The organism is Mycolicibacterium elephantis DSM 44368 (genome assembly GCF_004014805.1).
Lineage (GTDB): Bacteria > Actinomycetota > Actinomycetes > Mycobacteriales > Mycobacteriaceae > Mycobacterium > Mycobacterium elephantis.
In genome coordinates this window covers 92,654-105,973 of the sequence record NZ_ATDN01000009.1, presented here as the reverse complement: position 1 = coordinate 105,973, position 13,320 = coordinate 92,654, and the positions used below count along the sequence as shown (strand labels likewise).

Genomic DNA, 13,320 nt, shown 5'->3' with positions numbered 1-13,320 from the left:
TCACGCCTCGGAGCGCCGCGCACCCATTCGGTAGCCTGATGCGCATGTCGAGCCAGAACCCCGTGGTGAAAATCAATGCAATCGAGGTGCCTCCGAATGCGGGCCCCGAACTGGAGAAACGGTTCGCTCACCGCGCCCACGCCGTCGACAACCAGCCCGGTTTCCTTGGCTTTCAGCTGCTGCGGCCGGTCAAGGGCGAGGATCGGTACTTCGTGGTGACCCAGTGGGAGTCCGAGGAGGCGTTCCAGGCGTGGGCGACCGGCCCGGCCATCGAGGCGCACAAGGGCCAGCAGGCCAATCCGGTGGCCACCGGCGCATCCCTACTGGAGTTCGAGGTCGTCCTTGACGTTGCGGGTGGCAGTAAATAGCGGCAGGGCTGTCCCGCGCCGGGCGACCGGCCTAGCGGTCGCGGTCGCGCTGGTGGTCGCGTCGGCCGGATGCGCGACGCGCGCCCCCGAACCGGCTGTGTCCGAACGGGCCGATGCGGCGTACGGCGTGCCGATCGAGATCAACACCCCGCCTGGTCTGCGGGCAAAGCAGACCATGGACATGCTGAACTCGGATTGGCCGATCGGTGAGGTCGGCGTGCGCACCCTCGCCGCGCCCGACGAGGTCGACGACATCGTGGCGCAACTCGACAAGATTTGGTGGGACCGGCCGTTCACCGTGACGGGCGTCAACCTCGGCGCCGGGCAGGCGACGCTGAATGTGGTGACGTCCTACGGGGTCGAGCAGGAGATCACCCTGCGCACCGACGACGCGGGCATGGTGGACCGGCTCGACGTGTCGCTGCAGCCACCGACCGTCGACAGCTGGTCGGACATCGACGCCGAGTTGACGAAATCCGGTGCGCGTTACAGCTATCAGGTGTCCAAAGTCGATCTCGACACCCGGGAGTGCAGCGTGGTCGCCGGAACCAACACCGACCTGTCACTGCCGCTGGCCTCGATCTTCAAACTGTATGTGCTGCTGGCCGTCGCGGAGGCGGTGAAGGACGGCACGCTGGACTGGAACGACTCGTTGACCGTCACCAAACGGGCCAAGGATGTCGGCTCGTCCGGTTCGGAGCAGCCGCCGGCCGGTGCTCAGATATCGGTGAGAACCGCTGCCCAAAAGATGATTTCAGCGAGTGACAACATGGCGACCGACCTGCTCATCGAACGGGTGGGCACAGGCGCCGTGGAACGGGCGCTTGTCACCGCCGGCCATCACGATCCGGCGAGCATGACCCCGTTCCCGACGATGCACGAACTGTTCTCGGTCGGCTGGGGCGAACCCGATCTGCGCGACCAGTGGAAGAGCGCATCCCCGGAGGGCCGCGCCGCCCTGCTGAAGCAGACGAATTCGCGTCCGTATCAACCGGATCCGGAGCGCACCCACTCGCCGGCGTCGGAGTTCGGCGCGGAGTGGTACGGCAGCGCCGAAGACATCTGCCGGGTGCACGCCGCGCTCCAGGCCGGGGCGGTCGGCGAGGCGGCGCCGGTCAAGGAGATCCTATCGGCCATTCCCGGCATCGAGCTCGACGAGTCGAAGTGGACCTACATCGGCGCGAAGGGCGGAAACCTGCCCGGGGACTTGACGTTCAGCTGGTACGCGGTAGATCACACCGGGCAGCCGTGGGTCGTCAGCTTCCAGCTGAACTGGCCGCGCTTCCGCAGCCCCACCGCGGCGGGCTGGCTCTTGTCGATCGCACACCAGACCTTCGATCTGGTGCCGATCGGCTGAGCCACGACACGGGCCGCAGCGCTCGGTCGGCGTCAGACGACCCGCAGGGCCTGCGCCGGACACACGGCCGCGGCCCGCACGACAGCGTCGCGCAGATTCTCCGGCGGGTCGGGGTCGAGGACGACGACCTGATCGGCGACCGTCGACATGTCGCTGTTCGACCTCACGCTGTACGAAAAGCAGGTCAGGGGATGTCTTTTCGGCTCGTCGAACCCACGGCTGGACATCCGCCGCATGCTGGAGCTGTACCAGGCCGGCCGCCTCAAGCTCGACGAGCTCATCACCCGTGAGTACACGCTCGACGAGGTGAACCAGGGTTACGCGGACATGCACAGCGGCCTGAACCTGCGTGGCCTGATCCGGTTCTGAAGGGCGACGGAGGCTGGTGCACCCGGGCAGTCACGCTCACCGGGAACCCGGAGGCGGTGAGCTACGGCGCTGACCGCAGCGTCCAGGCGTGCCCGCGGTAGTGGATCACCGTGCGGCTCACCGGCGCAACATCGATGCGCCAGAACGACTTCGGCGGTGCATCCAGCGCGACCAGGATCGCGGCGCGCACCACCGCCGGGTGGGTCACCGCGATCAGCCGACCGCGACGCTCGGGCAGCCCGTCCATCCAGTCCCGTACCCGGTCGACCAGCGCGACGACGGTCTCACCGCCGTGCGGCGCGCTCGTCGGGTCGGTCAACCAGATCGCCAGATCATCCGGAGGCAGCCGGCCCAGCACGTCGCCTCGCCAGCGGCCGCAGTCCAGATCGGCCAACCGCGGGTCGATCGTCACCGCCAGGCCGAGCAGATCCGCGGTCTGGCGGGTCCGCTTCTCGGGTGCGCAGTACGCGGCGTCGACCACACCCAGTTCGATCGACGCACCGGCCTGGCGGTGCCCGACGGAGTTGAGCGCCTCGTCGGTGGGAAACCGGCCGGCCGCCATCGCACCGGTCATGGCGTGGGACACCAGCGTCAGCCGGACCACTTCGGTCATGCCGGGATGGAGTTCTCCCGCCGCTTGGACTCCAGCAGCCGGGCCGCCATCGCACCGAACACCAACGCGAGCGTCGCGTACATCACGACCTGGGTGCCCAGCGAGTAGAGCCGGAACTCGTAGAGGTCGTCGGCGGGAAATCCGTCGTACACCATGTTGCCCGCGGCGTCGCGCAGCGGCCCCGGCGTCTCGTCGATGGTCGGCAGGATCAACATCACCACCGCGACGGCCACCACGTAGCCACCGGCGGCCACCAGCCCCGCGTTCCACGCGCCCAACCGCTCCGCGAGCCGGCGCCCGAGATACACCGCGGCCACCAACAATGCGGCGGAGAGCGCGACCATCAGCAGGTACAGCAGCGTGCGCTGGCGGATGGTCTCGTCCAGGCTCAACGCGGGCGGGCTGGGCGGATACTTCAACGCGGGGACGATGAACAGGCTCAACAACATTCCGCCCGCCACATACAACGACAGCAGCCGCGCCGACACGTCACCGACGCGTCCGTACGTCACCGCGAACACCACCGCGAACAGCGCACCGATGGCGACGCTGAAGGCCAGCACCCCGAAGCCCATGCCGATGTTGGCCTGCACGCCGCGGGTGAACCCTTCGAACGCCTCACCGCCATGGTGGTGTCCGCCATGGTGGTGTCCGCCGTGGCCGCCGTGGAGCGCCTCATGCGCGGCGCCGATGCCCTCCTCGTAGCCGATCGCCCGCTCGATCACCGGTTCGACGAAGATCCGGGCGAAGACGAACGCGGCCAGTCCGGCCAGGGCGCCGGCCAGAATGCCGCGCCCGATTATCTGCTTCTCCATGGGTCAGTGGCAGGGGAAGCCGAGCAGGTGGCGGGCGTCGTGCACGAACTCGTGGATGACGGTGTTATTGCCGAACACCGAAGTCGCGCCCTGATCCATCCCGACGAAGTACAGAACCAGGAGCGCCAAGAACGCGGTCAGCGTCAGCCAGGCGACTGCCTTGGCCGCGGAGAAGTCGATGGCAGGAGCGATCGACCTGCGGGCCTCAGAAGAGGTCATTTCGGTGTCCTTTCGGGGAGTTCGCGTCCCGGTCGGAGGTGGACGACAGGCCGTGGGTCTGACTTGACACAGTGGCGCGACCGTTCTGGATTCTCACCAGATTCCACTGCCTGCCGATTACACCGCACATCGTAAGCAATCGCCTGCCGAACGGAGACTCCGGGAACGCAAAAGCCCCCGAACCGGGGTTCGGGGGCTTTGCGTGATGGAGCTATTCGGCCGCGGTGATTACGCCTGCCGCACCGGCTTGGGCCAAGTCGGGCTCCTCCACCTTGGCCGGCTTCTTGGTGCCGGTGAAGGTGAACACGGCGCCTTCGCCGTCGCCCTCGCCGTCCCAGTTCTCGACGTCGACGGTGATGAGCTGGCCGGGTCCGATCTCCTCGAACAGGATCTTCTCCGACAGCTGGTCCTCGATCTCGCGCTGGATGGTGCGGCGCAGCGGCCGCGCGCCCAGCACCGGATCGAACCCGCGCTTGGCAAGCAGCTGCTTGGCCTTGTCCGTCAGCTCCAAGGCCATGTCCTTGCTCTTGAGCTGCTCCGCGACCCGACCGACCATCAGGTCCACCATCTGCACGATCTCGTCCTGAGTGAGCTGACGGAAGACGATGATGTCGTCGATACGGTTGAGGAACTCGGGGCGGAAGTGCTTCTTCAACTCATCGTTGACCTTCTGCTTCATCCGCTCGTAGTCGTTCTCACCGCCGCCCTTGGAGAAACCGAGCCCGACCGCCTTAGAGATGTCGGACGTGCCCAGGTTCGACGTGAAGATCAGCACGGTGTTCTTGAAGTCGACCGTGCGGCCCTGACCGTCGGTCAGACGTCCGTCCTCCAGGACCTGCAACAGGCTGTTGTAGATCTCCTGGTGGGCCTTCTCGATCTCGTCGAACAGCACCACCGAGAACGGCTTGCGACGCACCTTCTCGGTGAGCTGGCCGCCCTCCTCGTAGCCGACGTAGCCCGGAGGGGCACCGAACAGCCGCGAGGCGGTGAACCGGTCGTGGAACTCACCCATGTCGATCTGGATCAGCGCGTCCTGATCGCCGAACAGGAATTCCGCCAGCGCCTTGGACAGCTCGGTCTTGCCGACGCCGGACGGGCCGGCGAAGATGAACGAGCCCGACGGGCGCCGGGGATCCTTCAGCCCGGCGCGGGTGCGCCGGATCGCCTTGGAGACGGCCTTGACGGCGTCATCCTGGCCGATGATGCGCTTGTGCAGCTCTTCCTCCATGCGCAGCAGGCGCGTGGTCTCGGCCTCGGTCAGCTTGAACACGGGGATACCGGTCCAATTGCCGAGCACCTCGGCGATCTGCTCATCGTCGACCTCGGCGACTACGTCGAGATCGCCTGAGCGCCACTGCTTCTCGCGCTCGGCACGCTGAGCCACCAGTTGCTTCTCCTGATCGCGTAGCCGCGCGGCCTTCTCGAAGTCCTGCGCGTCGATCGCGGACTCCTTCTCGCGACGGGCGTCGGCGATCTTCTCGTCGAACTCCCGCAGGTCAGGTGGCGCGGTCATCCGGCGGATCCGCATCCGGGCGCCTGCCTCGTCGATCAGGTCGATCGCCTTGTCCGGCAGGTACCGGTCGTTGATGTAGCGGTCCGCCAGTGTGGCGGCGGCCACGATCGCCGAGTCGGTGATCGAGACGCGGTGGTGGGCCTCGTAGCGGTCGCGCAGTCCCTTGAGGATCTCGATGGTGTGTTCCACCGTGGGCTCACCGACCTGGACCGGCTGGAAGCGGCGCTCCAGGGCGGCGTCCTTCTCGATGTACTTGCGGTACTCGTCGAGCGTGGTGGCGCCGATGGTCTGCAGCTCGCCGCGGGCCAGCTTCGGCTTGAGGATGCTGGCGGCGTCGATGGCACCTTCGGCGGCACCCGCACCGACCAGCGTGTGCAGCTCGTCGATGAACAGGATGATGTCGCCGCGGGTGTTGATCTCCTTGAGCACCTTCTTCAGGCGTTCCTCGAAGTCACCGCGATAGCGGCTACCGGCCACCAGGGAACCGAGGTCCAGCGTGTAGAGCTGCTTGTCCTTCAGGGTCTCGGGCACCTCGCCGTGCACGATCGCCTGCGCGAGCCCCTCGACGACGGCGGTCTTGCCGACGCCGGGCTCACCGATCAGCACCGGGTTGTTCTTGGTGCGCCGGCTCAACACCTGCATCACCCGCTCGATTTCCTTCTCGCGGCCGATGACGGGGTCGAGCTTGCCCTCCATCGCGGCGGCGGTCAGGTTGCGACCGAACTGGTCAAGCACCAACGACGTCGACGGCGAGCCGGACTCACCTCCGCGGCCACCGGTGCCGGCCTCGGCGGCCTCCTTGCCCTGGTATCCGCTCAGCAGCTGGATGACCTGCTGACGCACCCGGGTCAGCTCGGCGCCCAGCTTCACCAACACCTGGGCCGCGACGCCTTCGCCCTCACGGATCAACCCGAGCAGGATGTGCTCGGTGCCGATGTAGTTGTGGCCGAGCTGCAGCGCCTCGCGCAGGCTCAGCTCCAGCACCTTCTTGGCGCGCGGGGTGAACGGAATGTGCCCGGACGGCGCCTGCTGGCCCTGGCCGATGATCTCCTCGACCTGGCTGCGCACGCCTTCGAGCGAGATGCCCAGCGACTCCAGCGACTTGGCCGCCACGCCCTCGCCCTCGTGAATGAGTCCCAAGAGGATGTGCTCGGTGCCGATGTAGTTGTGGTTGAGCATCCGGGCCTCTTCTTGAGCCAGGACGACGACCCTGCGGGCGCGGTCGGTGAATCTCTCAAACATCGGTGGTTACCTGCTCTCCATCAATAGGTACGGTGCCGCCCGCCCCGAAAGGCTCCGGAAACGCACTGCACCTGCCGTCCACTCTAATGGGCGGTGCTCCCCGCCGCCCCGTCCGGCGGTCTGCTGAGAGCGGACAACCACGAGACCCGGACAGCCATCGAGTGGTTACCCGGTGGCTACCGATTAGCAACGCGCCGGAAGGCGGATTCGTTTCCGGATCGAGCAGCGCGACGAGTTCGCCAGCGGCGAACGAGCACACTGACGGCTACCGACAGGGTCGGTCGGCGAACACAGGCGTGTGAGCAACGGCCTTCTACGTTGCCGCGTGGAACGCGTCGATGATGTCGGCGGGGATGCGCCCACGGGTCGACACGTTGTGGCCGTTACGGCGCGCCCATTCCCGGATCGCGGCGCTCTGTTCCCGGTCGATCGCCGCGCGGCCGCGGCCCGATCCAGCAGAGCGGCCCCGCCGGCGGCCGCCCACCCGGCGACCGGCTTCCACCCATTGCTTCAAGTCGTTACGCAGCTTCGCGGCATTCTTGGAAGAAAGATCGATCTCGTAAGTCACACCATCGAGGCCGAATTCGACGGTCTCGTCGGCTGTGCCTTCGCCGTCGAAATCGTCGACCAACGTGACGGTCACTTTCTTCGCCATTTTGCTCATGCCCTTCTACTTGAGAACTAGATCCAGCTTTTAGTTCTCGAACCTGGGGACCAATCTGCCATATGTGTGGACACCATTCAACATATTCGGAAATCGTCCAGGTTAGGAGCCGTGACGTCGAACAATCGGGAACAATACAGTCTCCCGAATCGACAAGCCCGTCAAAGCCATCATCAGCCTATCGATGCCCATTCCGGTGCCGGTCGTGGGCGGCATCGCGTACTCCAACGCGGTGAGAAAATCCTCATCGAGGGCCATTGCCTCGTCGTCACCCGCGGCCGCCGCACGGGCCTGGGCTTCAAACCTCTCCCGCTGGATTATGGGGTCGATGAGTTCAGAGTAGCCGGTGGCGAGTTCTATCCGGCGAACGTAAAGGTCCCACTTTTCGGTGACCCCCTCGATCTCGCGGTGCGGGCGGGTCAGCGGCGTCGTTTCCACTGGAAAGTCCCGGACGAAGGTCGGCGCCCACAGCGTGTTGCCGACGGTGTGCTCCCAAAGCTCCTCGACCAATTTTCCGTGCCCGTAGCCGCGGTCTCGGGGAATCTCCACACCGAGTCGGTCCGCGATCTCCCATAACTTCTCGGCCGGAGTTTCCGGCGTGATCTCTTCGCCGAGAGCTTCCGACAGCGACGGATACATTTGAATGCTCTGCCATTCACCGTCTAGGTCATAGACAGTGCCATCCGGCAATGGCACCTTTCTGGTGCCGATCGCTTCGTCGGCGACCTCCTGAATAAGCTCGCGGGTGACGGTGGCGGAATCTTCGTAGGTGCCATACGCCTGATATGTCTCGAGCATCGCGAATTCGGGAGAATGCGTGGAATCGGCGCCCTCGTTTCGGAACACCCGATTCAACTCGAAAACCTTCTCGAAACCGCCGACCACGGCACGTTTGAGGAACAGTTCCGGGGCGATGCGCAGATACAGGTCGGCATCGAGGGCGTTGGAATGGGTGACGAACGGCCGCGCGGCCGCGCCGCCTGCCAGGGTCTGCAGCATCGGCGTCTCGATTTCCAGGAAGCCGCGCCGCTCGAGCGCCGAGCGAATCGCGCGCACCACGGCGACTCGTTGCCTGGCGATCTGGCGCGCCTCCGGACGCATGATCAGATCGACGTAGCGCTGCCGCACCCGCGCCTCTTCGGTCATCTCCTTGTGCGCGACGGGCAGCGGGCGCAGTGCCTTGGAAACAATTTGCCAAGAATCGGCCAGCACAGACAATTCGCCGCGCTTCGAGCTGATCACCTCGCCGTGCACGTAAACGAAGTCGCCGAGATCGGCATCGTCCTTCCAGGCCTCCAGCGACTCCTCGCCCACCCGGTCGAGGCTGAACATCGCCTGCAGTTGAGTGCCGTCACCCTCCTGCAGCGTCGCAAAGCACAGCTTTCCCGCGTTGCGCGCGAACATCACCCGGCCGGCGACGCCGACGATGTCGCCCGTCTTGGTGTCGGCGGCCAGGTCGGGGTAAGCCTGGCGGATCTCGGCAAGGGTGTGGGTGCGGGGAACCTCGACCGGGTACGGGTCCTTGCCCTGGGCCAGCAGCCGCTCACGTTTGGCCTGACGGATCCGGTATTGCTCGGGAATGTCGGTGGCGTCGGGAGTATCAGCTGAGGTCACGGCCTGCCAGCCTATCGGGCTTGTTTGAGGCGCCCCCGTTGGCTGTCGCGGTTGCGTTCGAACACCAGGCGCAGACCGCTCAGCGTCAGGTACTCGTCGTAGTGCTCGACGGTGCGCATGTCGGGCAGCAGCAGCGGTGCGGTGTGTCCGGTCGCCACCACGGTGACGTCCGAGCCCGAAAAGCCGTCGACGTCGTCGCGGACGCGCTGCACCAGGCCGTCGACCAGCCCGGCGAACCCGAAAATGGCGCCGGCCTGCATGCATTCGACGGTGTTTTTGCCGACCACCGAGCGTGGCCGGGTCAGCTCGACCCGGCGCAGCGCCGCCGACCTGGCGGCCGAGGCGTCCGAGGACACCTCGACCCCAGGGGCGATCGCCCCGCCGAGAAACTCCCCCTTGGCGGAGACCACGTCGACGCAGATCGAGGAACCGAAGTCCACGACTATCGCGGCGGTGCCGTACTTGTGGAACGCGGCCAGGCAGTTGACGATGCGGTCGGCGCCGACCTCTTTCGGGTTGTCGACGAGAAGCGGAATGCCGGTGCGCACACCCGGCTCGATCAGCACGTGCGGCACCGAGGGCCAGTACTGGTCGAGCATCTCGCGCAGCTCGTGCAGCACCGACGGGACGGTGGACAGGGCGGAGGCGCCGGTCAGCCGCTCGGAGTCGTCGCCGATCAGCCCGTCGATGGTCAGCGCGAGCTCATCGGCGGTGACCTCCGGCTCGGTGCGGATTCGCCAGTGGTGCACCACCTTCGCGTGGTCACCGGAACCGGATATCAGGCCGACGACGGTGTGGGTGTTACGAACATCGATCGCGAGCAGCACACGATCACCGCGACGACATCAGCTCGCCGGCGTCGGCCGGCACATGGGCGGGGTCGTGCCCGAGGTCCACCTGCTTGTTGTCCGCGTCGACGAACACGATCTTCGGTTGATACCTGCGCGCTTCGGCGTCCTCCATCGTGCCGTAGGCGATCAGGATGACCAGATCACCGGGATGCACCAGATGCGCTGCGGCGCCGTTGATTCCGATCACCCCGCTGCCGCGTTCACCGGTGATGGCGTAGGTCACCAACCGAGCGCCGTTGTCTATGTCGACGATCGTGACCTGCTCACCCTCGAGCAGGTCCGCGGCGTCCATCAGGTCGGCGTCGATGGTGACCGACCCGACGTAGTGAAGATCCGCCTGCGTGACCGTGGCGCGGTGAATCTTCGATTTCAGCATGGTCCGTAACATCAATTCCTCCAAGGAAGTTCGTGTTCGTCGTACTCAACGTGCGGGCCGGGGCCGGACGGCACGCCGATGTCGATGGCGATGTTGTCCAACAGCCGGGTGCGACCGAGCCGGGCCGCGACGAGCATGCGGGCCGCGCCCGTGGTCGGCGCCGGACCCAGCATGGGATCCCGCACCTCCAGGTAGTCGACTTCGATGGCCGGCACCTCGTCGAGCACTCCTTGCGCGGCGTCCAACGCGGCCGCGGTTCCTTCCCCCGCCGCGTACATGCCCGCCAGCAGCGCCGCCGAAAGCGCCCCGGCCTGCTCGCGTTCCGTCGGGCTGAGGTAACGGTTGCGCGACGACATCGCCAGCCCGTCGGTCTCCCGCACGATGGGGACACCGACGATCCCGACAGCGAGGTTGAAGTCGGCGACCATCTGTCTGATGAGGACGAGCTGCTGGTAATCCTTCTCGCCGAAGAACGCGCGGTCCGGGCCGACGATGTTGAGCAACTTGAGGACGACGGTCAGCACACCGGCGAAATGTGTTGGCCGCACGGCGCCTTCGAGTTCCTGCCCGAGCGGGCCCGGTTGCACGCAGGTGCGGATGCCCTCGGGGTACATATCGGCGACGGTCGGGGTGAACGCGATCTCGACGCCTTCGTCGCGAAGCGCGGAGAGGTCGTCGTCCAGCGTGCGCGGATAGGCGTCGAGGTCTTCGTTCGCGCCGAACTGCAGCGGGTTGACGAAGATCGACACCACCACGACCGCGCCCTGGACGCGTTTCGCGGACCGGATCAGCGCCAGGTGCCCTTCGTGCAGGGCGCCCATCGTCGGCACCAGTGTCACGCGGCGCCCGGTGGCGCGCAGCGCCCTGGTGACGGCGGACACGTCACCCGGGTTGGCGTAGACGTTCAAATCGCCCGCGGTGAACTGAGATTGATGATCGATCATGAACGCCCGGCCTCCTGCAGCACCGTGAACACCTCGTCGGGGGCATGCGCCCGCTGGGCGGTACGCAGCGAATTGGACCGGTATGCCTGTGCCAGTTGCGGATCCACTTCCGCCAGGGCCGTCAGATGCCCTGCGACCGCGGATGCGTCGCCCCGAGCCACCGGACCGGTCAACGCGGCCTGCCCACGCTGCAGCGCGTTCTCCAGCGCGGCTCGCGCCAGCGGCCCCACGACCCGTTCCGCGAGCCCGCCCGGCGCGTTTCCGACCAGTTCCTGGCCGAGCAGTTCCTGACCCCACAACGCCGAACGCAGCGCCTCGACCGCGTCCAGAAGGACGGTGACCAGGTGGTTGCTGCCGTGCGCCAACGCCGCGTGGTAGAGCGTGCGAGCGTCTTCGCGGACCCGGAACGGCTCACCGCCGATCTCCAGCACCAGGGACTGCGCGATCGCGTACCCCACCTCGTCGGCGGCGGTGATGCCGAAGCAGGTGTCGGGCAGCCGGTCGATGTCTTCGTCGGAGCCGGTGAACGTCATGGCCGGATGGATCGCCAGCGGGATGCAGCCGTTCTCGGCCAGCGGTGCCAGCACACCCACCCCGTTGGCGCCCGAGGTGTGCGCGACGATGGTGCCCGGCCGCACCGCCCCGGTCGCGGCCAGCCCCGACACCAGCCCGGCGAGGTCGGTGTCGGGCACCGACAGCAACAACAGCTCGGCGCGGGCGGCGACCTCGTCGACCGGCAGCACCACGGTGTCGGGCAGCCGGCGCTGCGCCCGCTCGCGGGATGCCTGCGAGATGGCATTGCAGGCCACCACGACGTGCTGCGCACGCTCCAGCGCCACACCCAGGGCGGAACCCACCCGACCAGCGGAAATGATGCCCACAGAGAGCCGCGCGGGGCGGAATACGTCGGGCGTCCCCATGCAGCGACCTCGCTGAGTGTCAGAAGTGCGTACGTTCCAGTCTCGCGGTGCGGGTACCGGACGGTCAGAAAAAGACTAACTCATTCCTCGCGGCGGCGACGACGCCCGCCCCCTGTCGGGCTGGCCTGGAGCCGGGCGAGCAACTCGGCGACCGACTGGCCACCGGTCTCTTCGCCGTCGGCGGCGCGCCGCCGTCGTCGCGGCACCGGCTGCTCCGGCTCGTCGGCGGTGGTCGGCTGCGCGCCCGGTCGGCCGGGGTCGGTGACCTCGGCCGGCGCCGAGTGCCTGCCGCGGCGCGGCGGTTCGTATTCCGCCGGCGGTGTCGGCGGTGTCGGCTCGGGTGCGCGTCGCTTGCCCACGTACTCCGCGGCGGGCTCCTCGGCGGCGGGACCCTCCTCCGCCGGAGCCACCCAGTTGCTCCCCGGTGCTCCCGGCGGCAGCCACTGGCCGTCGGCCGGTGCGGGCTGCCAGTCGGTTGCCCGGTCATGCCTGGTCGGCTCGGGCTGAGGCGCGGGTTCTTCGAGTGGGGCCCAACCGAGGTGGCTGGGCGCGGGTTCGGGTTCCGGCGCCGGCGGAGGTGGGGGCGGGGGCGGCGGTGGCGGTGGTGGCGGTGGTGGCGGCGGCGCCGGTGGCGGTGGCGTCCAGGCCGGCGGCGCCTCGGCGAAGTGCCGCGGACGCTCCGGCTCCGGCTCCGGTTCGGGCTCTGGCTCTGGCTCTGCGGCCCTGTGGTGCGCGCCTGCGGCGCTTGGCTGCGGGGCGCCCCAGTCGAACTCGGGCGGATGGGGCTCAGCCGAGACGTCGATGATCGGGCTTTCGTCGGTCTGGGCGTTGAGGTCGTCACGGTAGCCGGCGTCGAGGCGGCCGGCGCCGAGCCGCCCGGAGGGGGATTCGTCACGCGCCCAATCGCTGTAAGCCCGCACGGTCGTGCGTTCGGTCTCCAGCGCGGGCCGGTCCGACAGCTCGGCGTCGAACAACACCTCCAGATGGCTGCGCAAGGCAGCAAGTTCGGCCCGCAGCGCGGCCACCTCGTCGGCAGCCTGGGCGCGCATCTCGGATACGAGCTCACGGCGCAGATGGGTTTCCACCGACAGCTCGTACTCGCGGCGGGCCGAGATCTCGCGCTCCAGCTGCAAGTCGTAGACCAACTTGAGGTCTCGCACCTTGGCCTGATCGGCGTCGCTCTGCCTGCGGTAGATCACGGACACGAACGCCGCCACCACGGCGGCCCACAACGCCAGGATGACCGCGAGTTTGAGCAATTCCACCCGGTTGGTGAACACCAAAGCGGAGCTGGCCGCGATCGCAAGGACCAGCAACGCACTCAACAGCACCCAACTCGGCCTGCGGCCGCTGCGCCGCGGCCGGGCGCTGCGGGCCAGATCGGTCATGGGCCAGACTGTACCCGGCACAGGTCACCTCGCGTGTCGACCGCAGCGGCGATTCGGCGCGCCGCCG

13 protein-coding genes and 1 pseudogene are annotated in these 13,320 nt (G+C 67.4%); 3 read left to right on the top strand and 11 right to left on the bottom strand.

Annotated elements, in window-relative coordinates; translation table 11 throughout:
- The first annotated feature begins 44 nt into the window (after positions 1–44).
- The 3 genes and pseudogenes from mhuD to MELE44368_RS08135 all read left to right on the top strand — a co-directional run.
- Positions 45–368, top strand: a complete 324-nt coding sequence (gene mhuD, locus MELE44368_RS08150) for a mycobilin-forming heme oxygenase MhuD (protein ID WP_046752949.1) — start codon at positions 45–47, stop codon at positions 366–368.
- A complete protein-coding gene (locus MELE44368_RS08145; protein ID WP_409366110.1) occupies positions 349–1,725 on the top strand; it encodes a serine hydrolase in 1,377 nt (458 codons plus the stop codon). The genes mhuD and MELE44368_RS08145 overlap by 20 nt, the downstream gene beginning before the upstream one ends.
- 150 nt (positions 1,726–1,875) lie before the next feature.
- A pseudogene (locus MELE44368_RS08135) lies at positions 1,876–2,094 on the top strand (alcohol dehydrogenase); the annotation flags it as partial.
- 61 nt (positions 2,095–2,155) lie between these two features.
- On the opposite strand, the gene MELE44368_RS08130 reads toward MELE44368_RS08135, so the two are convergent.
- The 11 genes from MELE44368_RS08130 to MELE44368_RS08080 form a co-directional block, all read right to left on the bottom strand.
- The gene (locus tag MELE44368_RS08130; RefSeq protein ID WP_128108038.1) at positions 2,156–2,707 is read right to left on the bottom strand and encodes a histidine phosphatase family protein; all 552 of its coding nucleotides are present in this window, start codon (positions 2,705–2,707) and stop codon (positions 2,156–2,158) included.
- Positions 2,704–3,522, bottom strand: coding sequence for a CbtA family protein (locus tag MELE44368_RS08125; RefSeq protein WP_128108037.1), 819 nt, complete (start codon positions 3,520–3,522; stop codon positions 2,704–2,706). Before MELE44368_RS08125 ends, MELE44368_RS08130 begins: the two co-directional genes overlap by 4 nt.
- A gap of 3 nt (positions 3,523–3,525) precedes the next feature.
- The gene (locus MELE44368_RS08120) at positions 3,526–3,741 is read right to left on the bottom strand and encodes a CbtB domain-containing protein (protein ID WP_128108036.1); all 216 of its coding nucleotides are present in this window, start codon (positions 3,739–3,741) and stop codon (positions 3,526–3,528) included.
- Positions 3,742–3,952: 211 nt separating this feature from the next.
- On the bottom strand, positions 3,953–6,496 hold the full coding sequence (clpC1, locus tag MELE44368_RS08115) for an ATP-dependent protease ATP-binding subunit ClpC (protein WP_128108035.1): 2,544 nt from the start codon (positions 6,494–6,496) through the stop codon (positions 3,953–3,955).
- A gap of 313 nt (positions 6,497–6,809) precedes the next feature.
- Positions 6,810–7,151, bottom strand: a complete 342-nt coding sequence (gene lsr2 / locus MELE44368_RS08110) for a histone-like nucleoid-structuring protein Lsr2 (RefSeq protein ID WP_046752921.1) — start codon at positions 7,149–7,151, stop codon at positions 6,810–6,812.
- Between the two features lie 111 nt (positions 7,152–7,262).
- Positions 7,263–8,774 (bottom strand): lysine--tRNA ligase, encoded by a 1,512-nt coding sequence (gene lysS, locus MELE44368_RS08105; RefSeq protein WP_128108034.1) that lies wholly within the window; start codon positions 8,772–8,774, stop codon positions 7,263–7,265.
- 11 nt (positions 8,775–8,785) lie between these two features.
- Positions 8,786–9,601, bottom strand: a complete 816-nt coding sequence (locus MELE44368_RS08100) for a type III pantothenate kinase (RefSeq protein WP_064892215.1) — start codon at positions 9,599–9,601, stop codon at positions 8,786–8,788.
- Between the two features lie 4 nt (positions 9,602–9,605).
- Positions 9,606–10,013: an aspartate 1-decarboxylase gene (gene panD, locus MELE44368_RS08095; protein ID WP_128108033.1), complete on the bottom strand. Its 408-nt coding sequence runs from the start codon at positions 10,011–10,013 to the stop codon at positions 9,606–9,608.
- Positions 10,013–10,945 (bottom strand): pantoate--beta-alanine ligase, encoded by a 933-nt coding sequence (gene panC / locus MELE44368_RS08090; protein WP_128108032.1) that lies wholly within the window; start codon positions 10,943–10,945, stop codon positions 10,013–10,015. Before panC ends, panD begins: the two co-directional genes overlap by 1 nt.
- Positions 10,942–11,865 carry a Rossmann-like and DUF2520 domain-containing protein gene (locus tag MELE44368_RS08085; RefSeq protein WP_128108031.1) on the bottom strand — a complete coding sequence of 308 codons (924 nt, stop codon included), beginning with the start codon at positions 11,863–11,865 and terminating at the stop codon, positions 10,942–10,944. The genes panC and MELE44368_RS08085 overlap by 4 nt, the downstream gene beginning before the upstream one ends.
- 80 nt (positions 11,866–11,945) lie before the next feature.
- Positions 11,946–13,253 (bottom strand): DUF6779 domain-containing protein, encoded by a 1,308-nt coding sequence (locus MELE44368_RS08080; protein ID WP_128108030.1) that lies wholly within the window; start codon positions 13,251–13,253, stop codon positions 11,946–11,948.
- Positions 13,254–13,320 lie beyond the last annotated feature (67 nt).

Coding starts and splice junctions, on each gene's coding strand:
- mhuD (WP_046752949.1), top strand. CDS start 45: ATGTCGAGCCAGAACCCCGTGGTGAAAATCAATGCAATCGAGGTGCCT.
- MELE44368_RS08130 (WP_128108038.1), bottom strand. CDS start 2,707: ATGACCGAAGTGGTCCGGCTGACGCTGGTGTCCCACGCCATGACCGGT.
- MELE44368_RS08125 (WP_128108037.1), bottom strand. CDS start 3,522: ATGGAGAAGCAGATAATCGGGCGCGGCATTCTGGCCGGCGCCCTGGCC.
- MELE44368_RS08120 (WP_128108036.1), bottom strand. CDS start 3,741: ATGACCTCTTCTGAGGCCCGCAGGTCGATCGCTCCTGCCATCGACTTC.
- clpC1 (WP_128108035.1), bottom strand. CDS start 6,496: ATGTTTGAGAGATTCACCGACCGCGCCCGCAGGGTCGTCGTCCTGGCT.
- lsr2 (WP_046752921.1), bottom strand. CDS start 7,151: ATGGCGAAGAAAGTGACCGTCACGTTGGTCGACGATTTCGACGGCGAA.
- panD (WP_128108033.1), bottom strand. CDS start 10,013: ATGTTACGGACCATGCTGAAATCGAAGATTCACCGCGCCACGGTCACG.
- panC (WP_128108032.1), bottom strand. CDS start 10,945: ATGATCGATCATCAATCTCAGTTCACCGCGGGCGATTTGAACGTCTAC.
- MELE44368_RS08085 (WP_128108031.1), bottom strand. CDS start 11,865: ATGGGGACGCCCGACGTATTCCGCCCCGCGCGGCTCTCTGTGGGCATC.
- MELE44368_RS08080 (WP_128108030.1), bottom strand. CDS start 13,253: ATGACCGATCTGGCCCGCAGCGCCCGGCCGCGGCGCAGCGGCCGCAGG.